At 75.5% G+C, this 23,817-nt stretch carries 18 protein-coding genes; 9 read left to right on the top strand and 9 right to left on the bottom strand.

Going from position 1 to position 23,817, the window contains the following annotated elements; all coding sequences use genetic code 11:
* Window positions 1-192: 192 nt before the first annotated feature.
* Entirely contained in the window at window positions 193-1,704 is a 1,512-nt protein-coding gene (locus ACYVGT_RS10550; RefSeq protein WP_460856564.1) for an FAD-dependent monooxygenase, read from the top strand.
* Between the two features lie 58 nt (window positions 1,705-1,762).
* Here the strand turns inward: ACYVGT_RS10550 and ACYVGT_RS10555 are convergent, their stop codons facing one another.
* On the bottom strand, window positions 1,763-2,506 hold the full coding sequence (locus tag ACYVGT_RS10555) for a FadR/GntR family transcriptional regulator (RefSeq protein ID WP_460856566.1): 744 nt from the start codon (window positions 2,504-2,506) through the stop codon (window positions 1,763-1,765).
* Between the two features lie 474 nt (window positions 2,507-2,980).
* Here ACYVGT_RS10555 and ACYVGT_RS10560 point away from each other — a divergent pair, with 474 nt between their 5' ends.
* From ACYVGT_RS10560 to ACYVGT_RS10570, 3 genes are read left to right on the top strand one after another with little or no spacing between them, the layout of a single operon-like run.
* A complete protein-coding gene (locus tag ACYVGT_RS10560; RefSeq protein ID WP_460856568.1) occupies window positions 2,981-3,727 on the top strand; it encodes a (Fe-S)-binding protein in 747 nt (248 codons plus the stop codon).
* Window positions 3,724-5,247: a LutB/LldF family L-lactate oxidation iron-sulfur protein gene (locus tag ACYVGT_RS10565; protein WP_460856570.1), complete on the top strand. Its 1,524-nt coding sequence runs from the start codon at window positions 3,724-3,726 to the stop codon at window positions 5,245-5,247. The genes ACYVGT_RS10560 and ACYVGT_RS10565 overlap by 4 nt, the downstream gene beginning before the upstream one ends.
* Window positions 5,244-6,005 carry a LutC/YkgG family protein gene (locus tag ACYVGT_RS10570; protein WP_460856572.1) on the top strand — a complete coding sequence of 254 codons (762 nt, stop codon included), beginning with the start codon at window positions 5,244-5,246 and terminating at the stop codon, window positions 6,003-6,005. Before ACYVGT_RS10565 ends, ACYVGT_RS10570 begins: the two co-directional genes overlap by 4 nt.
* 101 nt (window positions 6,006-6,106) lie before the next feature.
* Here ACYVGT_RS10570 and ACYVGT_RS10575 read toward each other — a convergent pair whose 3' ends face one another.
* Entirely contained in the window at window positions 6,107-7,162 is a 1,056-nt protein-coding gene (locus tag ACYVGT_RS10575) for a lipoate--protein ligase family protein (protein ID WP_460856574.1), read from the bottom strand.
* A 239-nt stretch (window positions 7,163-7,401) separates the two neighbouring features.
* Window positions 7,402-9,180, bottom strand: a complete 1,779-nt coding sequence (gene treZ / locus ACYVGT_RS10580) for a malto-oligosyltrehalose trehalohydrolase (RefSeq protein ID WP_460856575.1) — start codon at window positions 9,178-9,180, stop codon at window positions 7,402-7,404.
* A 380-nt stretch (window positions 9,181-9,560) separates the two neighbouring features.
* Between treZ and ACYVGT_RS10585 the strand changes: the two genes are divergently transcribed.
* On the top strand, window positions 9,561-10,580 hold the full coding sequence (locus tag ACYVGT_RS10585) for a zinc-binding dehydrogenase (protein WP_460856577.1): 1,020 nt from the start codon (window positions 9,561-9,563) through the stop codon (window positions 10,578-10,580).
* A gap of 260 nt (window positions 10,581-10,840) precedes the next feature.
* Here ACYVGT_RS10585 and ACYVGT_RS10590 read toward each other — a convergent pair whose 3' ends face one another.
* From ACYVGT_RS10590 to ACYVGT_RS10605, 4 genes are all read right to left on the bottom strand, one after another.
* Window positions 10,841-11,680 (bottom strand): putative RNA methyltransferase, encoded by an 840-nt coding sequence (locus ACYVGT_RS10590; protein ID WP_460856835.1) that lies wholly within the window; start codon window positions 11,678-11,680, stop codon window positions 10,841-10,843.
* Between the two features lie 146 nt (window positions 11,681-11,826).
* The gene (locus tag ACYVGT_RS10595; RefSeq protein ID WP_460856579.1) at window positions 11,827-12,342 is read right to left on the bottom strand and encodes a putative immunity protein; all 516 of its coding nucleotides are present in this window, start codon (window positions 12,340-12,342) and stop codon (window positions 11,827-11,829) included.
* Window positions 12,343-12,369: 27 nt separating this feature from the next.
* Window positions 12,370-12,924: a putative immunity protein gene (locus ACYVGT_RS10600; RefSeq protein ID WP_460856581.1), complete on the bottom strand. Its 555-nt coding sequence runs from the start codon at window positions 12,922-12,924 to the stop codon at window positions 12,370-12,372.
* Between the two features lie 629 nt (window positions 12,925-13,553).
* Window positions 13,554-16,175 carry an alpha-amylase family glycosyl hydrolase gene (locus tag ACYVGT_RS10605; protein ID WP_460856582.1) on the bottom strand — a complete coding sequence of 874 codons (2,622 nt, stop codon included), beginning with the start codon at window positions 16,173-16,175 and terminating at the stop codon, window positions 13,554-13,556.
* Window positions 16,176-16,384: 209 nt separating this feature from the next.
* On the opposite strand from ACYVGT_RS10605, the gene aroQ reads away from it, so the two are divergent.
* Window positions 16,385-16,855, top strand: coding sequence for a type II 3-dehydroquinate dehydratase (gene aroQ, locus ACYVGT_RS10610; RefSeq protein WP_460856584.1), 471 nt, complete (start codon window positions 16,385-16,387; stop codon window positions 16,853-16,855).
* A 124-nt stretch (window positions 16,856-16,979) separates the two neighbouring features.
* A complete protein-coding gene (pstS, locus tag ACYVGT_RS10615; protein ID WP_460856586.1) occupies window positions 16,980-18,092 on the top strand; it encodes a phosphate ABC transporter substrate-binding protein PstS in 1,113 nt (370 codons plus the stop codon).
* Window positions 18,093-18,714: 622 nt separating this feature from the next.
* Here pstS and ACYVGT_RS10620 read toward each other — a convergent pair.
* Window positions 18,715-20,610, bottom strand: a complete 1,896-nt coding sequence (locus tag ACYVGT_RS10620) for a glycosyltransferase family 2 protein (RefSeq protein WP_460856588.1) — start codon at window positions 20,608-20,610, stop codon at window positions 18,715-18,717.
* A 186-nt stretch (window positions 20,611-20,796) separates the two neighbouring features.
* Here ACYVGT_RS10620 and ACYVGT_RS10625 point away from each other — a divergent pair, with 186 nt between their 5' ends.
* Window positions 20,797-21,210: an Rv3235 family protein gene (locus ACYVGT_RS10625; RefSeq protein ID WP_460856590.1), complete on the top strand. Its 414-nt coding sequence runs from the start codon at window positions 20,797-20,799 to the stop codon at window positions 21,208-21,210.
* A 43-nt stretch (window positions 21,211-21,253) separates the two neighbouring features.
* Here the strand turns inward: ACYVGT_RS10625 and ACYVGT_RS10630 are convergent, their stop codons facing one another.
* Entirely contained in the window at window positions 21,254-22,276 is a 1,023-nt protein-coding gene (locus ACYVGT_RS10630; RefSeq protein WP_460856592.1) for an Lrp/AsnC family transcriptional regulator, read from the bottom strand.
* A gap of 208 nt (window positions 22,277-22,484) precedes the next feature.
* On the opposite strand from ACYVGT_RS10630, the gene ACYVGT_RS10635 reads away from it, so the two are divergent.
* Window positions 22,485-23,744, top strand: coding sequence for a metal-dependent hydrolase family protein (locus tag ACYVGT_RS10635; RefSeq protein WP_460856594.1), 1,260 nt, complete (start codon window positions 22,485-22,487; stop codon window positions 23,742-23,744).
* Window positions 23,745-23,817 lie beyond the last annotated feature (73 nt).

A 23,817-nucleotide genomic window follows, 5' to 3' on the forward strand; every position in this document is an offset into this window, starting at 1 on the left:
CGGCTCGGTGCTTCGCCCGCCCCCGCACGGCGATGATCGGCGGGAGGGCGCTTTCACCGGGCGGCCGGTCCCGCGGCGCGTTCCGGAGTCGGCCAGGGGGATCGACACCGCGCGGTCCGCGGAGTAGCACTGGAGCGACCGGGCGCTCGCCCGCGCGACCTGCGGGCTCCACCGCCCGCCGAGGAGGGGCCGATGGGCGTCATCGTGGTGGGAGCGGGGCCGACCGGTCTGCTGCTGGCGGGCGACCTCGCCCGGGACGGTATCCCGGTGACGGTGCTGGAGCGCCGCACGGAGGAGTCGAACCTGACCCGGGCGTTCGCGCTGCACGCCCGCTCACTGGAGCTGCTCGACATGCGCGGCTTGGCCGACGGGCTCGTCGCCGGGGGCAGCCCGGTGCCCGAGGTCCGCATCACGCTGGACGACGGCGGCACGGCGGCGCTGGACATGCGCCACCCGGAGAGCCGCTTCCCGTTCGTACTCGTCCTGGCCCAGGCGCGCACCGAGGCGGCGCTGCTGCGCCGGGCGAGGGATCTCGGTGTGGAGATCGTGCACGGCGCCGAGGTGGACCGGATCGCCCAGGGCGCGGCGTCGGTCACGGTGGGCACGGCCGGCGGGGCGGAGTACACCGCCGACTACGCGGTGGGCTGCGATGGCGCGCACAGCAGTGTGCGGCGGCTGATCGGCGCGGAGTTCGCCGGCCGCTCCTATCCCACCCGGATCCTGCTCGCCGATGTGCGGCTGGACCGCAGCCTGCCGCGGGCGATCCTGCCGGTACTGGGCCGGGACGGCGTCGCGCTGCTGCCGCCGTACGGCGACGGCTGGTACCGGGCGATCGTCTGGGACCGCCGCACCCAGGACGTGCCCGACGACGCGCCGCTCACCATCGGCGACCTGCGCGACTCGCTCATCCGCATCGCGGGCTCCGCCCTGGGGCTGGCCGAGATGGGCTGGTCGACGCGGTTCCTCAGTGAGCGGCGCCAGGCCGACCGCTACCGGGAGGGCCGGGTGCTGCTCGCCGGCGACGCCGCGCACGTGCACTCACCGGTCGGCGGCATGGGGATGAGCACCGGCCTGCAGGACGCGGCCAACCTGTCCTGGCGGCTGACCGCCCAGCTGCGCGGGTGGGCGCCGCCGTGGCTGCTGGACTCCTATGAGACGGAGCGGCACCCGGTGGGCCGGACCGCGCTGCGCCTGACCGACGCGCTGAACACCCTGGTGAACGGGCCGGCTGCGATCCGGGCCGTGCGGCCCCGGCTGGTGCCGCGGATGCTCTCCGTTCCGGGGGTGGCCCGCGGAATCCGGCGGACGATGTCGTCGCTGGGCGTGCACTACCCGGCTCCGCCCGGGGTCGAGGAGACGCCGTCGATCGGCCGGCGCGTCCCCGACCTGCCGCTCAGCGGCGACGGGGTGCCGGAGCGGCTGTACGAACTGGCCCGCAGCGGCCGCTTCGTGCTCGTCGACGCCTCCCCGGCGGGCGCGGCGGCTCCGGCGGCTGCAGCGTGGTCGGACCGGGTCGACGCGGTCCGCACCGGACCGTTGGGCCTGTCCACCATGGACACCCTCCTGATCCGGCCGGACGGCTACCTCGCCTGGAGCGCGGCCGACCCGGATGCGCACGCGGTCCGGGCAGCGCTGCGCGCCTGGACCGGCGCGCCTGCAGACGCGGTCGGCCCCGCAGCGGACGGGGCCGGGCCGGCGCTCTGAGCGCCGCGGCGCCGACCGCCGTCCGGCTCCGGCCCGGCCGCTCCCTGTGCGGGCGCCATCACCAGCGCGGGCCGGAGCGGACGGCCGGCGCTGCGGCGAGGTCGGCGCGGAGGATGCGCTCGATTTCGAGGATGTGGGCGGTCGCTGCGGCGCGGGCCGCCTCGGGCTCGCGGGCGCACAGTGCTTCGTGGATGCGCCGGTGGTCCTCGCGCAGGCGCGCGGCGGTGGCGGGATCGGCGGCGCCCTTCCACAGCCGCGCATTGAACGCCTGGGAGGACAGCGCCGCGTTCACTGCGGACAGCGTCGCGTTGCCCGCGGCGGCCACGATGGCCTCGTGGAAGCCCGGCCCGGCGTCCGGTCCGCCGCCGTCCGCGGCTCCTCCGCTGCCGACCAGGCTGCCGATCTGGCGCAGCTGCTCATCCGTGGCGCGCGCCGCGGCCATGGCGGTGGCGGCCGGCTCCAGCATCCGCCGCACCTGCAGAATCTCCAGCAGCGTGTCGCCGGCCGATACTTCGGCCAGGACCGAGAACGCCGACAGCAGGTCGGCGGGGCGCAGCGCGGTCACGTAGACCCCGGCGCCGTGCCGCGCCTCCAGCACACCGAGGGTGGTGAGCGTGCGCACCGCCTCGCGCAGCGAGCTGCGCGAGACTCCGAAGGCGACGCAGAGCTCCCGTTCCGTCGGCAGCCGGTCGCCGGGCCGCAGCTCGCCGTCGGCGATCATCTGCTTGATCCGCTCCACGGGCCGCCGAGTGACCGGCGTCCGCACCTCCAGCGCTTCCTCGGCGCAGTCCGAGACTGTCACGCCTGTCCACTCCCCCCACCGCGGCGTGTGCCGCGGAACCATCACCGCACTGCGTGCTCTCCGCCCATTTTGGCACCGGTGACCGAATGCCCGGGGAAGTCATCGGACCAGAAGGGGCCCACGCCACCGGGAGACCCACCCTGGGACCCGGAGTATCCCCAGGGCAGCGCGGCCATTTCCGTGCGCCCGGCGCACATTGGTTAAGATCCACGGTGTTCATCAGACCAATTCCGGGCCGGCTTCGCTCCGCTGGCGGACTGCTCCGCGACCGGCCTCCGCCCGTAGGCGGCCGGGCCGCTGCGAGGGTCCGTCCACCCGGTTGCGCGCTGCGGGCGGGGCCGCGGAGAAAGGCAGAACCGCCCGGCCCGGCGGCCCTGCCGACACGCGGAGGCGGTGCGGGGCGCCCGGCCACCGCACCCCTAGAGTCGGCAGGGATCGGCGCCCTGTGAGGCCGACCCGGAGACGAGGGAGCGCATGCGGATCGCCCTGTTCATCACCTGTGTCAACGACACCCTCTACCCGGACACGGGCCGCGCCGTCGTCCGGCTCCTCGAACGCCTCGGGCACGAGGTGGTCTTCCCCGCCGACCAGACGTGCTGCGGCCAGATGCACTACAACACCGGCTACCGCAAGGACGCCCAGGCGCTCGCGGTGCGCTTCCTCAGCACCTTCTCCGCCGCCGACGCCGACGCCGTGCTCGCCCCCTCCGGCTCGTGCGCGGCGATGATCCGGGACAACTACCCGCGGCTCGGCCAGGAGGGCAGCCGGCTGGCCCGCGCCACCGCCGAACTCGCCCCGCGGGTGTACGACCTCGCCGAGCTGCTGGTCGACGTGCTCGGGGTGACCGACGTCGGCGCCTACTTCCCGCACACCGTCACCTACCACCCCACCTGCCACGGCCTGCGGCTGCTGAAGCTCGGCGACCGCCCCTACCGGCTGCTCCGCAACGTCCGCGGCCTCAGCCTCGTGGACCTGCCCGAGGAGCGGGAGTGCTGCGGCTTCGGCGGCACCTTCGCGATGAAGAACGCCGACGTCTCCGCTGCCATGGGATCAGACAAGGCCCGCAACATCGCCTCCACCGGCGCCGAGGTCGTCTGCGCAGTGGACAACTCCTGCCTGATGCACATCGGCGGCACCCTCGACCGCGAGCGGGCGGGGGTGCGGGCCGTGCACCTCGCCGAGATCCTCGCTTCGACCGAAGAGGAGCCCGCCCGGATATGACCACGACCTTCATGGGGATGCCGTCCTTCCCCGCCGCCGCGCACGAGGCGACCGGCAACGCCCAGCTCCGGCACAACCTGCGCAAGGCCACCCGCACGATCCGCGGCAAGCGGGGCGCCGTCGTCGGCGGGCTCGACGACTGGGCCGAGCTGCGCGAGGCGGGCCGGCAGATCAAGGACCGCACGCTCCGCCACCTCGACGGCTACCTGGAGCAGCTGGAGGAGGCCGTCACCGCGGCCGGCGGCACGGTGCACTGGGCCGGCGACGCCACCGAGGCCAACGCCATCGTGACGCGCCTGGTGCGCGCCACCTGCGAGAGCGAAGTCGTCAAGGTCAAGTCGATGGCCACCCAGGAGATCGAGCTCAACGAGGCGCTCGCCGAGGCCGGCATCACCGCCTACGAGACCGACCTGGCCGAGCTGATCGTGCAGCTCAGCGATGACTTCCCGTCGCACATCCTGGTGCCGGCGATCCACCGCAACCGGGCCGAGATCCGGGAGATCTTCACCGAGCGGATGGCGTCCTGGGGCATCCCCGCACCCGAGGGGCTCGGCGACGATCCGCGCGAGCTCGCCGAAGCGGCCCGCCTGCATCTGCGCAAGAAGTTCCTGTCGGCGAAGGTCGCGGTCTCCGGCGCCAACTTCGCGGTGGCGGAGACGGGCAGCCTGGTCGTGCTGGAGTCGGAGGGCAACGGCCGGATGTGCCTGACCCTGCCGGAGACGCTGATCTCGGTGGTCGGCATCGAGAAGCTGGTGCCCACCTGGTCCGACCTCGAGGTCTTCCTGCAGCTGCTGCCGCGCTCCTCCACCGGCGAGCGGATGAACCCCTACAGCTCGGTGTGGACGGGCGTGACGCGCGGCGACGGTCCGCAGGAGTTCCACCTGGTGCTGCTGGACAACGGGCGCACCGACACCCTGGCCGACGAGATCGGGCGGCAGGCGCTGCGCTGCATCCGCTGTTCGGCCTGCCTCAACATCTGCCCGGTCTACGAGCGCACCGGCGGCCACGCCTACGGGTCGGTCTATCCGGGGCCGATCGGCGCAATCCTCACGCCGCAGCTGCGCGGCATGCAGGGGTCGATGGAGGCGTCGCTGCCCTACGCGTCGTCGCTGTGCGGGGCCTGCTACGAGGTGTGCCCGGTGGCGATCGACATCCCCGAGGTGCTGGTGCACCTGCGCGAGCGCTCCGTGCAGGAGCACACGCACGCGGGCGAGCGCGCGGTGATGGCGGCGGCGGAGCAGGTGTTCTCCTCGCCGAAGCTGCTCAACCTGGCCCAGCGCGCGGCGTCGGCGGCGCGCTCGGCGGTGCCGCGGCGGATCCCCGGCCCCGCGTCTGCCTGGACCGACACCCGCGACCTTCCGGAGATCCCGGACCAGCCGTTCCGGGACTGGTGGCGGCAGCGGCCGCCGTCGGGCGGATCCAGACGGGGCGGCGCGGCAGAGGGCAGACCGGGCGGCTCCGGCGGGGGCGCGGAGAGCACCGGAAGCAGCGAAGGACCGGGATCGGGAGGCGGGGTATGAGCGGGCTGGGACCGCTGGGCTCACTGGGGCCGCTGGGATCGCGCGAGCGGGTGCTGGCCAAGGTGCGGGCCGCGATCGCCGACGTTCCGGACAGCGAGGCGCCGGAGGACGTGCCGGTGCCGCGCACCTACCGGCGCGAGCACGGCCAGGGGCCGCCGCTGGACGTGTTCGCCGAGCGGCTGGCGGACTACAAGGCGGTGGTGCACCGGGTGGCCGACGCCGAACTGCCGTCGGCGGTCGCGGCGGCGCTGGCGCGCCGGGCGCAGGCGCTCGGCCGGAGCGCGGACGGCGCAGCGGAGGGCGCGGAAGCGGCGAAGCCAGCGGGCGCGGCAGCGAAGTCCGCCGGGGCGCTGCGCATCGGCACGCCGGCCGACGCGCCGGACGAGTGGTTCGGCGAGGCCGCCGCCGACGTGGTGCGCGATGCCGCACTCGGCGAGGAGCCGGTACCCGCCCCGGAGCTGGTCGCGCTGGACGGCGTGGTCACCGGCTGCGCGGTGGCGGTCGCGGAGACCGGCACGATCGTGCTGGACACCGGTGAGCACCAGGGCCGGCGCGCCCTGACGCTCATCCCGGACTACCACCTGTGCATCGTGCGGGCCCGCCAGGTCGCCGCCTCGGTGCCCGAGGCCCTGGAGCGCCTCTCCCCGGAGCTGCCCCAGACCTGGATCAGCGGCCCTTCCGCCACCAGCGACATCGAGCTCGAGCGCGTCGAGGGCGTGCACGGCCCGCGCACGCTGGAGGTCGTCATCGTCGGCTGAACGGGCCTGCCGTGCGCACCGCGGCGGAGGCCCGCGGCGGGCAGCGGCGCGCCCCGCCGGGAGCAGGTCCAGGCGGGGCGCAGGCCGGATCGGGGCGCGGTTCAGGGGACGCGGTTCAGCCAGTCGCGGGAGCCGAACTTGGTGGCGGCGAGCTCCTGGGCGCGGGCCAGCTCACCGGGGGTGACGGCGTCGTCGGTGAGGCCGTGCCGGGCGCGGAAGGTGCGGACCATGGTCTCCATCACCTTCTCCCGGGACAGGCCGGTCTGCCGGCGCAGCGGGTCGACGCGCTTCTGCGCGCTCGCGGTGCCCTTGTCCGACATCTTCTCCCGGCCGATGCGCAGCACCTCGGTCATCTTGTCGGCGTTGATGTCGTAGGCCATCATCGCGTGGTGCAGGACGGCGGCGCCGTTGGACGAGATCCGCTTCTGCGCCGCGCCGGCGATCTTGCCGCCGGTGGAGGTGATGTCGTTGATCGGCTGGTACCAGGCGTCGATGCCCATCTCCGCCAGGGCGCCCAGCACCCAGTCGTCGAGGAAGGCGTAGCTGTCGGTGAACGGCAGGCCCTGCACCAGTGCTTCGGGGGCGTACAGCGAGTAGGTGATGCTGTTGCCGGGCTCCTGGAACATGGCGCCGCCGCCGGAGATGCGGCGGACCACGGTCACGCCGTGCCGGGCCGCGCCGTCCGGGTCGACCTCGTTGCGCAGCGACTGGAAGCTGCCGATGACGACGGAGGGCCGGTCCCACTCCCAGAACCGCAGTGTCGGCGGCCGGCGGCCCTCGGCCACCTCGCGCACCAGCACCTCGTCGAGGGCCATGTGCACCTCGGGCGGGTAGGGGCCGTCGGCGATGAGCCGCCACTCGTAGTCCCGCCAGGTGGTGGCGCGGGCGATGCCGCGGCGCACGGCGACCCCGACCGCTTCGGCGCCGAAGCCGATCATCGCGGTGCCCTCCGGCAGCGACGCCTCGATGCGGCGGCCCAGGCCGCGCGCGTCGGTGTCGGCCGGCGCGCCTTCGAGCGCGCGGTCGATCTCCTCCAGCGCGTGGTCGGGTTCGAGGAAGAAGTCGCCGGCCACGTGCACGTCGCGCAGGTGCCCGTCGCGCACCGCGAAGTCGACGACGACCAGCTTCCCGCCGGGAACCTTGTACTCTCCGTGCACGCCACACTCTCCTGACGTCGCGCCGGCAGGCGTCCCCCGCCGGGTCTGCGCCTCGCCGCCCGTGCGGCGGCACGAGCCAGACTATGCCGGCCGGCGCGGGCGGAGCCGGGGCGTGCGCGGTGAGCTTTTTCGCGGGCCGAGCGGGAATGCGCGGCGGCCGCCGGAGGTTGCCCGGCGCGCTCGCCGGCGCTCGGGGTGCCGCCCGCTCCCCGCACCCGCGGCGCAGGGCCGCGGGCCCGCTACCCCGCCACCGTGGTCTCCACCACGGCGAAGGAGTGGCCGGGCAGGTGCAGCGCGGTGCCGTCGGCGGTTGCGCCGTTCGCGGCGAGCAGCACGTGCTCGGCGGGCGCGTCCAGGTCGGCCGTTGCGGGGTCGGGGCGCAGGTTGACGCCGACGCGCAGCGGGCCGCGGGTGAGCACCAGGACGCGGCCGTCGGGGGCGGCCTCCACACCGAAGCGGTCCAGGCGCGGGTCGGCGAGCTCGGGGCGGGCGCGGCGCAGCGCGATGAGGTCCCGGTAGACGGCGAGGACCGACGCGTGCGGCTCCGCTGCGGCCTCGGCCCAGTCCAGGACCGAGGAGTCGCGGGTCTCCGGCGCCATCGGGTCGGCCGCTCCGGTGCCGCCCGAGGCGGCGAACTCGCGGGCGCGGCCCTCGCGCACCGACGCGGCGAGGGCGGGGTCGGTGAAGTCGGCGAAGAACCGCCACGGGGTGGACGCGGCCCACTCCTCGCCCATGAACAGCTGCGGCGTGTAGGGCGAGCAGAAGATGATCGCGGCGCCGCAGGCCAGCGCTTCGGGCGTCGCCTGGGCGGCGATCCGGTCCCCCCGCGCGCGGTTGCCGACCTGGTCGTGGGTCTGCAGGTAGGCGAGGTAGCGGGCGCCGGAGGCGGTGTGCGGATCGACCGGGGCGCCGTGCGAGCGGCCGCGGAAGGTGGAGGTGCGGCCGTCGTGGAAGAACACGCTGCGCAGGGTGCGGGGCAGCGCGTCGGGGGCTGCGAAGTCGGCGTAGTAGCCGCCGGTCTCGCCGGTGAGTGCGACGTGCAGCGCGTGGTGCAGGTCGTCCGACCACTGCGCCGCCATGCCCTGGCCGCCGGCTTCGCGGGGCAGCGTGGTGCGCGGGTCGTTGCGGTCGGATTCGGCGATGAGCGACAGCGGCCTGCGCAGTCCTGCGGCGAGCGCGTCGGCCTCGGCGGACAGTTCGGCGAGCAGGTGGACGGCTCGGGTGTCGTGCAGGGCGTGGACGGCGTCCAGGCGCAGCCCGTCGAGGTGGAAGTCGCGCAGCCAGGAGCGGGCGTTGTCGATGACGTAGCGGCGCACCTCGTCGGAGCCGGGACCGTCGAGATTGAGCGCCGGGCCCCAGGCGGTGCCGCCCGGGACGAAGTAGGGCCCGAACCGGGGAAGGTAGGCGCCCGAGGGGCCGAGGTGGTTGTAGACGACGTCGAGGACTACGCCCATGCCGCGGGCGTGGCAGGCGTCGACGAACCGCTTGAGGCCGTCCGGTCCGCCGTAGGGCTCGTGCACGGCGTACCAGAGGACCCCGTCGTAGCCCCAGCCGCGCTCGCCGTCGAAGGCGTTGACCGGCATGACGTTGACGACGTCGATGCCCAGGCCGGCCAGGTGGTCGAGGCGCCCGATCGCGGCGTCGAAGGTCCCTTCGGCGGTGAAGGTGCCGATGTGCAGCTCGTACAGGACCGCTCCGGGCAGGGCGCGGCCGCGCCAGCCGGAGTCGGTCCAGGCGAACCCGGCGTGCTCGTAGACCAGGGACGGCCCGTGCACGCCGGCGGGCTGTCGGCGGGAGCGCGGATCGGGGTAGACGGCGGGGTCTTCGTCGAGGAGGAAGCCGTAGGCACGCCCGGGCTCGGGGGCGGGCTCCGGCAGGAACCACCAGCCGCCGGGCAGCGGCTCCATCGCGTAGTCCGGGGCCCCCTCCAGCCCGCGCGCTCCGGGTTCACTGATGCGCACCCGCACCCGCTCCCGGTCAGGGGCCCACACCGCATACCGTCCGCTCTGCACGCTCACGACACGTGCCTACCCGCACCCCGCGGAAAACAGACGCCCCGGCGCGCTCTCGCGGGCTCTGCTCCGCCGCGCGGACCCCCATCCCGGACCGGGCGGAGGGGAAGCCGGCGGCGCGGCATGGCGGGAGAGCCGACCGGTACCGGGACGCACGCGCCCCGCCCCCGGGTTCGCGCCCGGCCGCCTTCACCCGCCCGCCCCCGGCGGCACCCAACTCAGCCGGCACCCGTGGCGATCCGGGAAAACGCCGCTCCCGTTCTCGGCAAAGTCCCGGGGGTCAGCGCTGCCGGGCGGCGGATGGCGGGCAGGGTGGCGGAGCACGGCGGCGCGGCCCGGGGCGGCCGGTCGAATCCGGAGCAGGCGCGCAGAGGCGAGGGGGAGCTATGCGGGGCGTGGTGCTGTACGGGCCCGGGGACGTGCGGGTGGTGGAGCGGGAGGATCCGCGCGTCACCGATCCGGCCGACGCGGTGATCCGGATCGTCGCGACCTGTATCTGCGGCTCCGACCTGTGGCCCTACCGCGGGCTGGACGCGGCCGACCACCAGGTGATGGGGCACGAGTACGTCGGGGTGGTCGAAGAGGCCGGCCCGGCGGTGCAGACGCTGCAGGCCGGCGACTACGTCGTCGGCTCGTTCGTCATCTCCGACAACACGTGCGCGATCTGCCGCGCGGGCTACCAGTCCAAGTGCGTGCACGCCTCCTTCGTCGCCGACATCGGCACGCAGGCCGAGCGGGCCCGCATCCCGTACGCGGACGGCACCCTCGTCGCGCTTCCCGGAAAACCGGACGACGATCTCCTGCCCTCGCTGCTGGCGGCTTCGGACGTGCTCGGCACCGGGTGGTTCGGCGCGGACGCCGCGGCCGCCGGCCCGGGAAAGACGGTGGCCGTGGTCGGCGACGGCGCGGTCGGCCTCATGGGGGTGCTGGCCGCGCACGCACTCGGCGCCGAGCGGATCATCGCGGTTTCGCGCCATCCGGACCGGGCCGAACTGGCGCGCTTCTACGGCGCCACCGATGTCATCGCCGAACGCGGCGATGCCGGCGCAGCGCGGGTCCGGGAGATGACCGGCGGACTCGGCGCGCACAGCGTGATCGAGGCGGTCGGCACGCAGGAGTCGATGATGCAGGCCATCAACTCCTGCCGGGGCGGCGGCCATGTCGGCTACGTCGGCGTCTCGCACGATGTGGAGCTCCCGGGCGACCAGCTGTTCTTCGCGGAGGTCCATCTGCACGGCGGGCCGGCTCCGGTCCGCCGGTTCCTGCCCGACCTGATCCGCCGCATCTGGGACCGCGAGATCGCCCCCGGCCGGGTCTTCGACCAGGTCCTGCCACTGGAACGGGCCGCGGAGGGCTATGCCGCGATGGACGAGCGGCGGGCGATCAAAACGCTGCTGACCCTGTAGCCGGACCGAGCGGGCTGCAGCACCGGGCTTGCCTCGGCCGCGCCGCCGCGGCAGGCCTGCTCCGGGGCGCCTTCCCGCTATTGCCTTCTCCCCGCGCCGGTTGCGCCGCGGGAAAGGAATGCGAAGCGGGCTGCGAGGCCGCTGGGAGCCCTGGAAAGACCGGGTGAACCGGGAGCCGCCACTGCGTCCAGCCGCGGCGCCGCTGCCCTGCGGCGGGGTCGGCGGAAGGCCCTCAGGTGCCCTTCCAGCAACGGTGGCCTTCAGGAGGGGCGGAAGACGGAGAGGGTGAAGGACGCCGTCACCTCGACCGGGTCGGGGAGCCGGGCGATGGCGGCGGCGCGGGCTTCGGGGGCGGTGTGGTGGGCGCTGGGTCCCATGCCGGCGGCGGTTTCGGCGTCGCGGTGCGGCAGGCGCATCGGGTAGGCGATCTCGTCGGTGCCGGCGAGGGTGAAGTGGCCGGCCAGGGCCGCCGCGAGGCGTTCGCGCTTGCGTTCGCCGACCGAGACGAGGCCGGCCGCGTCGATGAGCTCGCGCAGGTGGCCCTCGCCCGGGGTCACCACGAGGAGCGCGCCGCCCGGGGCCAGCACGCGGCGGAACTCTGCGGCGTCGCGCGGCGCGAAGACGTTGAGGAGCAGCGCGGCAGCGCCGTCCTGCACCGGCAGGCCCGTCCAGGCGTCGCAGGCGGCCGCGCCGGAACGCGGATGCGACTTCGCGGCGCGGCGCAGCGCGTACTTGGAGACGTCCAGTGCCAGCCCTTCGGCGGCGGGGGCGGCGTCGAGGACGTGGGCGAGGTGGTGGCCGGTTCCGGCTCCGACGTCGGTGACGAGTCCGCCGCCGGGCGGCAGCAGGGCGGCGGCGCGTTCGGCGAGCCGGTCGGTGAGCGGCGCGAAGTGGCCGGCGGCGAGGAAGCCGGCCCGGTCGGCGACCATCGCGGCGGTGTCGGCGGTGCCGGTCGGCCGCGCACCGGTGAGGAGGCTGGCGTAGCCCTCGCGGGCGACGTCGAAGGCGTGGCCCGCCGTGCAGGCGAGCGCGTTGCCCGCGGCGCCGATGCGGCCGCCGCAGTGCGGGCAGGCCAGCGCGTCCAGGACGCCCGCGGGCATGCGCAGCCGGGCCAGCACGGGCGCCTCCGGCTGCTGATCAGTTCTCCCCATGACCGCCCAGCTTAGGGCGGTGCGCCATGGGGTCCGGACGCTGCCGGGCGGCCGTGGCGCGCGGGAGGTTCCGCACCGCGGCGCAGCGGCCGCAGTCAGACGTCGAAGACCGACCAGCAGATGTCGTTGCGGAGCCGCTGGTCGTCGAGGACGAGGCCGCGGATCGGGTCCGGCAGCCGGTCCTGCTGCCAGCGGCATTCGGCGCGGCGCGCCTCTTCGGCCTCATCCTCGGGGACCGCAGCGCGGGCGGCTTTGATCGCGTAGGCGGCCGCGCCGAGTTCGTGCGCCGCCACATGGGCGACGACGCCGGCCTGGCCGGCGGCGTAGGCGGCGTGCCGGGGCGCGCCGCGCAGGTCGCGGGCCGCACCCATGGCGTGGCCGCCGAACGCCCTCGTCTCCATCATCTTCAGTTCGCCGCGCGTCCAGGCCCGGGCGGCGTCGATGGCCTCGCGGGGGCGCAGGTCGTCGGGCCGGGCAGCCTCGAACAGGCCGAGGACGTGCTCGGCGCAGTCGGCGGCCCACAGGGCCAGGAGGCGGTGGTCGGAGTCGGTGAGGGTGCCGCCGCGGCGGACAGTGGTGAACCGCGGGTCGCGGACTTTCGGCAGGATCATGCGGCGCCTTTCGAGGAGGGGGAAGGCTCAGGCAGCGGAGCGCAGCGCGCGGTCGAGGGCGTGCATCAGCCGTGCGACGCGGCCGCCGCGGTCGGGCACGGCCGGGTAGCGGTGCAGCACGGAGACGAGCCCGGGCGCTGCCCGCTGCCGGGACCGCTCCAGTTCGCCCTCCGCCGCTTCGGGGCCGCCGCCGAGTTCGGCGATGCGCGCGGCACAGGCCGCGGCGCGGAGGATGTGGCCGACCTGGCTGGCGCGGCGGAGCGGGTGCAGGTAGGCGGCCGACGCGGCGTCGCCCGCGGCTTGCGCGGCCAGCCGCGCCGCCTCATCCGGGGCGTCCCGGGCGGCCCGGTGGGCATCCAGTGACGCCGTGCGCTGCAACTTCGTCCGCGGATCGCCGCCGATGAACACGCGTGCCGCGTCCAGCGCGGACCGCGGCCGCGGATCGCCGGGCACCGCCCGCTCGAAGACGGCCAGCACGTCGTCGCCATGGCCTGCGACGTATTCGGCGACGGTGCGCAGCTCGGCCATCGTCAGAGTGAAGTCTCCGTGCACTTCGCCTTCGGTCCGCCCGCTGCCGCCCATATCCGCAACCTATCGCCGAACCCCCGGTGCCGCCGCTGCCCGCTCGGACGCTCCCCAGCACGCGAATGGCGTGCGCGCGGTCCCTGCACCGTTCCGGAATGCCCGTGACCACCCGGTTCCCTGCCGGCTGCCGACACCCGCCGCGGGGCCCGGACACAGGCCGGTACCGGCTCTCGGCGCTGGCGGCGCCCGCCTCCCCCGGCCCAGCGGCAGGGTGCGCAGGCCTCGATCCGCGGAGCCGCCGCGGAAGCCCCCTCCTACCGGAGCGCCCTCTCCGATCCACGCGCTGCCCCGCTGCTCTTCCCCCTGCCCGGCCCCGTCTCCGCCGCCGGTGGGGCTGTCGGTGCCCCGCAGCCCGGGCTTCCCCGCCGCCCGGCGCCGGGACGCGACGCGGCCGTCCGTCCGTGCCCGCCCTCGCAGGCCCGGCGGGCGGCCGCACCCGGTGGAAGGCGCTCCGCCACCGGGTCCGCGTCCCCGAGGCACCCCGCCCGCGGGCGGGGTACGGCCCCGGCAGCGCAGGAACGCGACGGCGGGTCCGGCGCCGCCGGGCGGGGCAGGCCCGGCCGCCGCTGCGGCGCCCGGTCCGCCGGCGGGGCCTTAGGCTGCCCCGCCACGGATTGGCCCGCTGTTCAGGCGAGCAGGGCGGTAGCGCTCTCCGGGCGGGTGAGGAGGGCGACGGGGTAGTCGGACAGCAGACCGCCCAGGTGGGCGGTGCCGGATGCGGGGCGGCCGGTGAGCAGGTCGGTCCACGGGCCGTCGGGCAGGCGGAGGGTGGTGGAGCGCCAGCCGCCGGCGTCTTCGAGGCCGACCGGGAGGCGGGTGGCGACGGCCACCGCGGCAGGGGTGCCGCCGGCGTCGCTGCGGGCGAAGGCGACGGCGTGGTCCGCGGCGGGGCCGTCTGCGGTGAGTGGGGCGTACCCGGTGAGCGGAACGGCGCGGCGGAGCCGGAGCGCCTGGCGGACGACGTGCATCTTCGCCGCTCCACTGGCGTCGACCGGCGGCCGGCCGCCGTCTTCGAGCTGCTCGAGGATGCTCGCACGGGCGGCGAAGTCGACCTGGCGGCGGTTGTCCGGGTCGACGAGGGAGTAGTCCCACAGCTCGGTGCCCTGGTAGACGTCGGGCACCCCGGGCATGGCGAGCTGCACGAGCTTCTGGCCAAGGGAGTTGCTCCAGCCGGGCGCGGTGGTGCGCTCGGCGAACGCCTCGGCGCCGGCGGCCAGCTCGGGGTCGGCGAAGACGCGGCCGGGCCAGCTCAGGACCGCCTCTTCGAAGTCCGGGTCGGGGGCGGTCCACGAGGTGCGTAACCCGGCTTCGCGGGCCGCTTTGAGCAGGTAGGCGGCGAGCCGGTCGGCGCTGATGGGCCAGGCGCCGATGAGCGTCTGCCAGGCGAGCAGGTCCAGCGCCGGCTCGCCGAGGCTGCACCGCTCCCGCCAGCGCCGTACCGACGCAGCGAACGCGCCGGCGTGCTCGGCGACGGCGGCGAGGCGCGCACGGACGTCTTCGGACCGCTTGGTGTCATGCGTGGACAGCGCCGTCATCGCGGCGGGCCGGTGCCCGGCGCGCCAGAGCGCCGCGGCGTGGAACTCCGCGGGCGAAACGCCGAAGCGGCCGGGGTCGCCGCCGACCTCGTTGAGCGCCGCGAACCGGGTGGCCCGGTAGTAGGCGGTGTCCTCGACGCCCTTCGCCGCCGCGGCTCCGCTGGTCTGCTGCAGCCGGGCCGCAAGCTCGCCCCCGGGATCGGCGCGGACCGCGGCGTCGATGCGCTCCAGGGCGGCACCGGCCGCGGCTGCCTCGGCATCGGTGGACGGCAGGTGCCGCCCCTCCCCCGCCGCAGCGTCCCCGGCGCCGGCCCGGAGACCCCCCGGCGAGCCGCCCGGATCCGGGACCGGCCCTCCGGCAAGCAGCTTCTCGGCCCCCGCCACCGCCTGCTCCCAGGCGTCGGCCCCTTCCGGCAGATAGCTCCGGTAGACGGGGAACGACGCCAGCAGCGCGGCCACGGCGCTCCGCAGCTCCGCCGGCGGTTCGGGCTGAGTCCCGGCGGCGCCTGCTCCGCCGTCCGCCGCGCTCCGGCCCGCTGCCCCCGGTTCTCCCGACGGCGCGCCGGCAACCCCTTCCGGACCTGCGGCGGAGGTGTTCTCCGGCGCCCGCCCCGCTGCAGCGAGGCCGAGCGAGGCCGCGAGGGCGGCGATGCGCCGGACGTCACCGCCGAGGAGGCCGGCCACGGCTTCGCGGCGGCCCCGGGCGGCGGAGGCGCCGGGGTCGGTGGCGGCGCCGCAGCCGGCGGCCAGTTCGGTGAGCGGGGCGGCGGCTGCCGGGTCGATGAACAGGCCGCACACCTCGCGCAGCGCGTCGTAGCCGGTGGTGCCGTCGACCGGCCAGGAGGGCGGCAGGTCCGCCTCCCGCCCGGGTTCGAGGATCTTCTCCACGACGATCCAGCCCGGGAAGCGGGAGCGCAGCCGGCGGAGGTAGCCGCCGGGGTCGGCGAGGCCGTCGACGTGGTCGATGCGCAGCCCGTCGACCTCGCCGCGGTCCGCCCAGGCGAGGACGGCGGCGTGCACGGCGTCGAAGACGCGCGGGTCCTCCATGCGCAGCGCCGCAAGGTCGTTGATGTCGAAGAAGCGCCGGTAGGAGACGGTGTGCGCGGCGCTCCGCCAGGACACCAGCCGGTAGTACTGCTGGCGGTGCTGGGCGCGCGGGTCGGTCCCGGCACCGGTGCCCTTCGCCAGCGGGAAGCGGCGGCCGTCCAGCACGAGGGCGCCGGCGTCCGAGGTGAGCCGGTCGAGGGCGGCCGCGCCGCCGTCGCCGTCGTCGGCCAGCACGGGCAGCCGGATCGGGCCCAGCGACCAGTCGATGTCGAAGACGTGCGCGAAGCGGGAGCCGGGTCCGTCCCGCAGGACCTCCCACCACCACGGGTTGGCCTCGGGCAGGGCGACGGAGAGGTGGTTGGGCACGATGTCGGCGACGAGGCCGAGGCCGTGCGCGCGCAGCCGCTCGGTGAACTCCTTGCGGGCGGGCTCTCCGCCCAGGCCGGGGCAGGCGCGGGTGGGGTCGACGCCGTCGTAGCCGTGCGCCGACCCGGGCGCGGCGGCGAGCAGCGGCGCCGTGTAGACCGCGCCGGCGCCGAGGCGGCGCAGGTAGCCGGCGGTGTCGGCGGCTTCGCGCAGCCCGCCGTGCGGGCGCAGCTGCAGCCGGTAGGTCGATTCGGGGACGCGGCGCTCCACCGGCTCCTCCAGATCCTCGGCGGGCCGCACCGTTGCACAGCCCGGACCGTCTGCATCATCCCCCACCGCCCCCGTCCGGACCGGGAGGCGACGCGGGCCTGTGGACAACCCGCCCGGGGAAAACCGCCGGTGGAAGCACTCGCCCCGCACGCGGCCGGGGCGGCCCGACGCCCTAAGCTGGCGGCATCCGAACCGCCGACCCGCTCCGGTGCGGGTCCGACCTGGGAAGGCGCCCTGCCGTGACCCACGCTCCCGCCGCCGCCCGCCCTTCCGTGCTGCTGCTGAACGGGCCCAACCTCAATCTGCTGGGCCACCGCGATCCCGGGCACTACGGCACCACCGCGCTCGCCGACATCGAGCGGCGCTTCACCGCCCTGGCCGACGAGCTGGGTGCGGACGCGGAGTGCGCGCAGAGCAACCACGAGGGCGTCATCGTCGACCACGTGCACCGGGCGCGGGACCTGGACGGCATCGTCATCAACCCGGGCGCGTTCGCGCACTACAGCATCGCGCTGCGGGACGCGGTGGACGCCGTGGACACGCCCTGTGTCGAGGTCCACATCTCCAACATCTACGCGCGCGAGGAGTTCCGGCACACGTCGGTCACCGCGCCCGTGATGGAGGGCTCCATCTCCGGCTGCGGCATCCTCGGCTATGAGCTGGGGCTGCGCGCGGTGCTGGCCCGCATCGCCGAACGGCGCTCCGCCTGAGGGGCCGCGCGGCTGCTGTGCGGGTGTCAGCGTTCTGGGCAGTGTGTGCCGGTTGTTAGTTTCATGTGCGGCGCCTGTTCACCGGCGCCGTGTATCCGGTGTCGGACAGGGAGATCCACTCAGCATGCGCGCGTCCACATCCCGCTCGCTCTCCGCGGCGGCCCTCGCCGGCGTCGTCGCCCTGACCGCGGGGTGCGGCAGCGACAACGCCGTCCGCGGCAGCGACCAGGTCCCGGTCCCCGCCGACCTGGCCTGCTTCGGCGGCAGCCTGGCCGGCTCGGGCTCCAGCGCCCAGGAGAACGCGATGATGACCTGGATCGCGGGCTACCAGACGGCGTGCGACGACGCCCTCGTCTTCTACGACGCCATCGGCTCCGGCGGCGGCCGCAGCCAGTTCCTGGACGCGGCCGTGGACTTCGCCGGCTCGGATGCGCCGCTGGACGCCGACGAGGCCGACGACGCGGTCGAGCGGTGCGGCTCGGAGGCGGTGAACATCCCCGCCTATGTGGTGCCGATCGCCGTCGTGTTCAACCTGGAGGGTGTCGACGAGCTCAACCTGAGCCCGGAGGTGATCGCCGGCATCTTCCGCGGCGAGATCACCCGGTGGAACGACCCGGCGATCGCGGCCGACAACCCCGAGGCCGACCTGCCCGACGAGCGGGTCACCCCGGTGTCGCGCTCGGACGAGTCGGGCACCACCGAGAACTTCACCGCCTACCTGAACGCCGCGGCACCCGACGCGTGGCCGGAGGAGGGCGAGGGCTCCTGGCCGATCCCGCCGGTGGAGGCCGCGCAGGGCAACAGCGGCATCGCCGAGGCGGTCAAGGGCGGCAACGGGACGATCGGCTACGTCGAGGCGTCGCACGTGGGCGACATGTCGGCGGTCAACGTCGGCGTCGGCGGCGAGTTCGTGCCGCCGGAGCCGGAGTCGGCGGCCGCTGTCGTCTCCGCCTCGCCGGAGCGCGAGGGCAACGGGCGCTACGACCACGCGCTCGAGCTCGACTACGCCACCGAGGAGGCCGGCGTCTACCCGGTTGTCCTGGTCAGCTACCAGGTTGCCTGCCTGGAGTACGGCGACGCGGCCGAGGGCCAGCGCGTCGCCGACTTCCTGTCCTACCTGATCAGCCCCGAGGGCCAGGAGGCCGCGTCGGAGGAGACGGGCTCCGCCCCGCTTCCCGAGGACATCCGGGAGGGCCTGCAGGAGACGGTCGACCAGATCGCCGCTTCCGGCTCCTGATCTGGCCCGCCGGCCCCGGCAGGGCGGGCCCCGCAGGCCAGCCCAGCGCCCCCTGGCTCACGGCACCGGGCCTCCCGCACCGCGCGGTACCGGGGCTTCCTCCCGTGCCAGTCGCGGAAGGTATCCCGCCGGCCCGCCGCGCGGGCGCCCCTCCCCTGCCGGACGGACCGCCGGCGCACCCTCCTCCGCCGGCAGGCAGCACCCGTCAGCCCGCGGGCGCCGCGCACTCGTCCCTGCCCCGATGCCCCGCGCCCGCGCGCGCCGCATGCAGCGGCCGCGTCCCCGTGCGCACCCCGGCACCGGGAGCCTCCGGCTGTGCGGCCTCAGTTGGGCCGGGGCAGGGTTCCGGGCCGTTGGGCGGCCGCATTGGACGGGCGTTCCTGCCGCGGCTGCCGGACCGGATCAGCACTGGTCAGAGCAGTTTCTGTGGCGGCGCGGGGTTCATCCCGGCGCCGGGCTGCAGCGTTTGCCCGTTCACTCACCAGGGGTAGGACGGGTATGGCAGAGTGTCACCCCTGCCGGGCGGGCCGGCTCACCACTCTCCCCTCGGCCGCTGTCTTCCCCCAGCGGCCGACCGTGCGGCTGCCGGCCCGCCCGTGCTCCGCTCCGCTGCTGCCGGGCCCTAGTCCGGGACGGCCACCGGCAGCGGGCCGCCCGGCACGCTCGAACCGCTGGATTCCGGCGTTGCGCCCTCCTCTGCACCGCCATCCGCGCGTCCGGCGGGGACCGGCGGCGCTCCATCGCCGGGCAGCGGCACCGCCGCTTCCGGCTCCTCGCCGCCATCGCCGCCACCGCGGGCACCCCTGCGCCGGGCACGGCCCCGCAGCGCAGCTCCGGCCGAACGCAGCCGCCTGGCCCGCGCGGCGAGGCGGCCGGGTGCGGCAGCGGCCGCCCGGGCCGCACGGCGGCCCGCGGCGCCGACTCCCCCGAAGACCGCGGCCCCGAAGGGCCGCTCCGTGCTTCCGCCGTCTGCTCCGCCCGGCTCCGGCTCCGGCTGCGGCGCGCCGGGATCGGCGCCGTCCACCGGTGCGCTGTGCGCGCGCGGCCCTTCCGCGCTCTCCTCCGCCGGTGCTGCGCTGCCCGGTGAACCGGCAGACGCAGGCCGGCGGCCGGAGCGGAGCCCGTCTGAACGGTAGAGCCGCGCCGCGGGCTCGGTGAGGTCGGTGAGTGCCCCGTCGCCGGCCCGGATCCGGTAGCGGCCGTGCACTTCGGCCACTGCCTCGGCGAGCGTCTCGCCGCGCCGGCGCACCCGCAGCGCGCGCAGCAGCGCGCGGGTGCGCCACAGCCGGACGCCCGCGCCGCAGGTGGGCGCCGACTCCGGCACCAGCTCCACCACCCCGGCCCGGGAGCGCCGGGCCCGCTCGGCCAGCACGTCCAGGGTGTCGCCGGCCAGCCCCCAGGCCACCGGCAGCTGCAGCAGGAACGGCGACGGGAATCCGGTGCGCGGCGCCCGGTCCTCGAACCGCACCCGCGGATCGGAGAGGTAGGCGGCCTGCAGCAGCCGGAGTTCGAGGGGCCCCTGGCCGCCGTTCCCGGGCCGGTCCCAGTCGGCGACCAGGACCGCTTCGAAGTCGCCGTTGCCGCTGTCGAGGAGCCGGTCGACGCAGGCGCGCACGAGGTCGTAGGGGGCGCCGTCGATGTCGACGACGGCGCGGATGAGCGGCGCGCCGTCCGGGCCGTCCGACCCGGCTGCGCCGTCCGGGCCGTCCAGGGGATCCGGGGCCGTGCCGGGCGAGAACCAGGCGGGCGCGTCCCGGTCGGGCACGAAGATGCCGCCGGCATGCCACAGCCGGCGGCCGAGGTCGGGCAGTCCGCGGCCGTCGGGATCCTCCACCGCCTCGTACAGGTGGCGGCGGACGGCAGCGGCCGAGGCGCAGAACGCGGCGTGCCCGGACTCGCCGGCGAGCGCCAGGTCGCCGGTGCTCTCCAGCAGCGCATCGCGGTGCGCACACGCCCCTTCCGCGCCGAGTTCGTCGGCCATCGCGCCCGACATCGCGAGCAGCGCGGCGTCCTCGGAGTCCTCCGGCGCGCTGCGGGCGGTGAGCAGGTCGGCGACCGTGACGCATTCGGGGTGGAGGTGGTGCCACCGTGCGAGCATCTCCACGAAGAACGGGTCGACGAGCATGCCGGCGTCCAGCCAGCAGACGACGTCGCCGCGGCTGCGCCGCGCTCCGAGGGCGCGGGCCCCCGCGGGATCCGTTCCGGCGCCGGTCCGCACCACGCGCAGCCGCCGCGGCGCAGCGCTCTCCGGCGCCGCGCCGGGCCCCGCGACCACGACGACGTCGAGCAGGTGCGCCGGATAGGTCTGCACGGACAGCGCGGCGAGCGTCAGGTCGGCGCGGCCGCCCTCGACCGCGGCGACCACCACGCTGACCGAGAGCTCGGGCGTCCAGGACCCGGGCTCGGGCGGTTCCATCGCGGTCCAGTCGTTGCGGAAGATCCGCGTTTCCTGCTGCTCGCCGCAACCGTCGGAGCGCAGGCCGTCGCCGTGCGACGCGGAGAAACGATGTGGCAACACATAGTCACTATAACGGCACGGAGAGTAATATCTGTGCTTCCGGCGACAATACGCGTGCCTCGGTGCCCGGAGACCGGTCTCGCACCGATTCCGCCCGCCCACCCGGAATGCCGGGTGACCGTCCCCGCCGGGAGCGCCTCCGTGCGCCGCGTTCCGGAGCTACGCCGTCCCCCAGTGGAGCCGCCGATGGACACCGCACGGCACCGCAGGCCCCCGAGGCGCACCGCGCCCGACCCCGTCCGCCCGCTGGGGCGCCGCGCGCCGCGGGCACGCCTGCGCCACCCGCTGCACCCGGCCGAGCTCACCCGGCTGGTGCAGCTGACCGCCGAGGTCCTGGCCGGTGAGCGCGACCCCCGCCATCTGGCCGGCCTGCTCGCCCCGCGCGCCTACCGGGAGGTCTCCCGCAGGGTCGGCGCCTACCGGGGGCAGTACCGGCCGCGCGTGGTGCAGACCTGGGTGTTCGGGATCGGCACGGCCGCCGCCGAGGCGGGCGCGCTGGTCGCACTCGGCCCGCGGCACCGCGCCCTGGCGCTCCGGCTCGCCGCCCGCCGCGGGCACTGGACCTGCACCCACGTCGAGGGCGACTTCGGGCGCTCCTAGGACGGCTGCTCGGCGCGGCGAAGCGGGCCGGCGCCCAGCCGCGTCACGCCGCGGGGACGCCGAGGCGGAGGGGGACGGCGTCGGTGTAGTGCTCATCCGGATCCATCACGGCGCCCATGAGCTTGAAGACGCGCAGGACCATCCGGCGATCGGAGATGACCAGGCCGGGCAGCTCCTCCTGGAGGCGGCGCTCCACCCGGGTCAGATCGGCGACCGATCGCAGCCAGACGATGAAGTGGGTGTTCTCCGGTCCGGCGATGCCGCTGCACAGGCGCAGTTCGGGGATGCGCTTGCCGAGCTCCCTGGTGCGCGCCAGCTCCTGCGGCGCCATCGACCCCCACAGCACCGCACCGGTCGGCCAGCCCAGGACCGAGCGCGCGATATCGCACCGCAGCCCCACGATCCCGCCGCGCAGCAGCCGGTTGAGCCGGCGCGCCGCGGTGGTCGGGGCGATCCCGAGCTGCTGGGCGATCTTCCCGTAGCTGGCGCGCCCGTCCACGCACAGCAGCTCCACGATGCGCCGGTCGAGACCGGTCAGCCGGGTGCCGGAGGCCTCCTCGGGAGCCGGGGGCGCGAGCGCGCACAGCCGCCGCCGCTGCTCCGCGGACAGGGCGCGCACCTGCCACTGGTCGGCCTCGGAGAACAGGTGGGTGACGGTGTGCACGCGGTAGCTGAGGATGTCGGGGAAGGTCCCGATCCAGTTGAGCAGGTAGTCGGCCAGTCCGCGCCGGGGCGCCACCGTCAGCAGCAGCTGGTGCGATCCGGCGGTGAACTGGATGCTCAGCGTGGCGGAGCCGGCGGACAGCTGCGAGGCGACCTGCTCCACTGTCCCGTTCCGGCAGGTGAGCTCGACATAGGCCATGTTGTGCTGGGCCATCGTCTGCGCCCGGGGGAACAGCGTGATGCGCGCCAGGCCGTCCGCCTCCAAGCGCCGCCAGTGCCGGGCCAGCGTCGTGGCGTCGACGTCGAGGATCGGCGCGAGCTCCGACCAGGGAGCGCGCGGCGCCAGCTGCAGGGCGTTGATCAGTGACAGGTCGAGTTCCCCGGCGGTGCCCGATTCCTGCATCAATCCCTGCCCTCACTCCCGTTTCCGGCAATTTCGAGAGTCTACTGCGGCGCGGCCGTAGGTTTCCGCAAGGCCGAATACAGGCCCTGATCTGCATGTTTCCAGCGTGTTTCGGGATCCGCGGACCGGACGTCCGACTGGTGGAACGCGGCGCACCGCGCTCCCCGGAGCGGCACCCTGCACACCCGTCGAGAAGGGCAGGCGCACGATGGCGTCGGAAGGCATGACCGTGGTGGTCCGCAGCGGAACCGTCGTGGACGGCACCGGGGCCGCACCGCGCCCCGGCTGGACGCTGATCGCGCACGGCGGCCGCATCGACTGGATGGGCCCGGACGCCGAGGCACCAGAGGTCACCGGAGCGCACCGGGTGGTCGACGCGGCCGGCGCCACGGTCCTGCCCGGCTTCATCGACACCCACGTGCACATGACCATGCCCGCCAACGGCATGAACCCCGGCCACATGCTCGACCAGCCGCCGCACTACGGCTACTACGCGGCGATCCCGATCCTGCGCCGGACCCTGGAGGCGGGCGTGACCAGCGCCCGCGACCTGGCCGGCCTGGACATGGCGACGCAGCGGGCCGTCGACGAGGGCATCGTCGACGGCCCGCGGCTGACCATCGCCTACCGGGCACTGGGCCCGACCGGCGGGCACGGCGACTTCCGCACCTGCTGCGGCTTCGACTCCGGCACGGTGCTCGGGCCCAACGGCGGCATATCGATGCTCACCGACGGCGTCGACGAGGCGCTGCGCAACACCCGCGAGGCGATGCGGATGGGCGCCGGCGTCATCAAAGTGATGGCCAGCGGCGGCGTGTGGAGCCCGCGGGACACCCCCTGGCACGACGGCCTCAACGTCGCGGAGATGACCGCGGTGGTCCGCGAGGCGGCCTCGCACGACGTTCCGGTCGCGGCCCACGCGCAGAGCGCCCGCAGCATCCGCAACGCCCTCGCGGCCGGAGTGACCAGCATCGAGCACGGCTACGAGATCGACGCCGAGGGCATCGACCGGCTCGGCGCGCAGGGCGGCTTCCTGGTCCCGACACTGGCGACGGCGACCACCCGGCCCGACCCCGCCACATCCACCCCCTACGCGGTGGCGAAGAAGCTCAAGCTGCAGGAGAGCCTCAGCGAGAACATCTCCGCCGCGATCGCCGCCGGCGTCAAGGTCGCCATGGGCACCGACTCCGGCATCGCCCCGCACGGCCGCAACCTGCGCGAGCTCGCGCTGCTGGTCGAGCACGGGATGTCCCCGATGGGGGCCATCCAGGCGGGCACCCGCAACGCCGCCGAGCTCCTGGGCACCGACAGCGAGGTCGGCACGCTCGAGACCGGCAAGCGCGCCGACGTCGTCGTCTGCGCCGGCGACCCCCTGGCCGACATCGCGATCCCCGGTGATCCGGCCGCGATCACCGCCGTCCTCAAGGACGGCGTGGTCCGCAAGGACACGGCCGCCGCGGCGGCCTAGGACGCGCGCCCGGCGGGCTCCGCCCAGCGGCGGAGCCCGCCGGGCGCACCCAGGACCCCATCCCCGCCCCCAC

The organism is Nocardiopsis coralliicola (assembly GCF_054779695.1).

Excerpts from the sequence above, each read along its gene's own strand:
- ACYVGT_RS10550 (WP_460856564.1), top strand. The coding sequence starts at position 193 with ATGGGCGTCATCGTGGTGGGAGCGGGGCCGACCGGTCTGCTGCTGGCG.
- ACYVGT_RS10560 (WP_460856568.1), top strand. The coding sequence starts at position 2,981 with ATGCGGATCGCCCTGTTCATCACCTGTGTCAACGACACCCTCTACCCG.
- ACYVGT_RS10565 (WP_460856570.1), top strand. The coding sequence starts at position 3,724 with ATGACCACGACCTTCATGGGGATGCCGTCCTTCCCCGCCGCCGCGCAC.
- ACYVGT_RS10570 (WP_460856572.1), top strand. The coding sequence starts at position 5,244 with ATGAGCGGGCTGGGACCGCTGGGCTCACTGGGGCCGCTGGGATCGCGC.
- ACYVGT_RS10585 (WP_460856577.1), top strand. The coding sequence starts at position 9,561 with ATGCGGGGCGTGGTGCTGTACGGGCCCGGGGACGTGCGGGTGGTGGAG.
- ACYVGT_RS10590 (WP_460856835.1), bottom strand. The coding sequence starts at position 11,680 with ATGCCCGCGGGCGTCCTGGACGCGCTGGCCTGCCCGCACTGCGGCGGC.
- ACYVGT_RS10595 (WP_460856579.1), bottom strand. The coding sequence starts at position 12,342 with ATGATCCTGCCGAAAGTCCGCGACCCGCGGTTCACCACTGTCCGCCGC.
- ACYVGT_RS10600 (WP_460856581.1), bottom strand. The coding sequence starts at position 12,924 with ATGGGCGGCAGCGGGCGGACCGAAGGCGAAGTGCACGGAGACTTCACT.
- pstS (WP_460856586.1), top strand. The coding sequence starts at position 16,980 with ATGCGCGCGTCCACATCCCGCTCGCTCTCCGCGGCGGCCCTCGCCGGC.
- ACYVGT_RS10625 (WP_460856590.1), top strand. The coding sequence starts at position 20,797 with ATGGACACCGCACGGCACCGCAGGCCCCCGAGGCGCACCGCGCCCGAC.
- ACYVGT_RS10630 (WP_460856592.1), bottom strand. The coding sequence starts at position 22,276 with ATGCAGGAATCGGGCACCGCCGGGGAACTCGACCTGTCACTGATCAAC.
- ACYVGT_RS10635 (WP_460856594.1), top strand. The coding sequence starts at position 22,485 with ATGGCGTCGGAAGGCATGACCGTGGTGGTCCGCAGCGGAACCGTCGTG.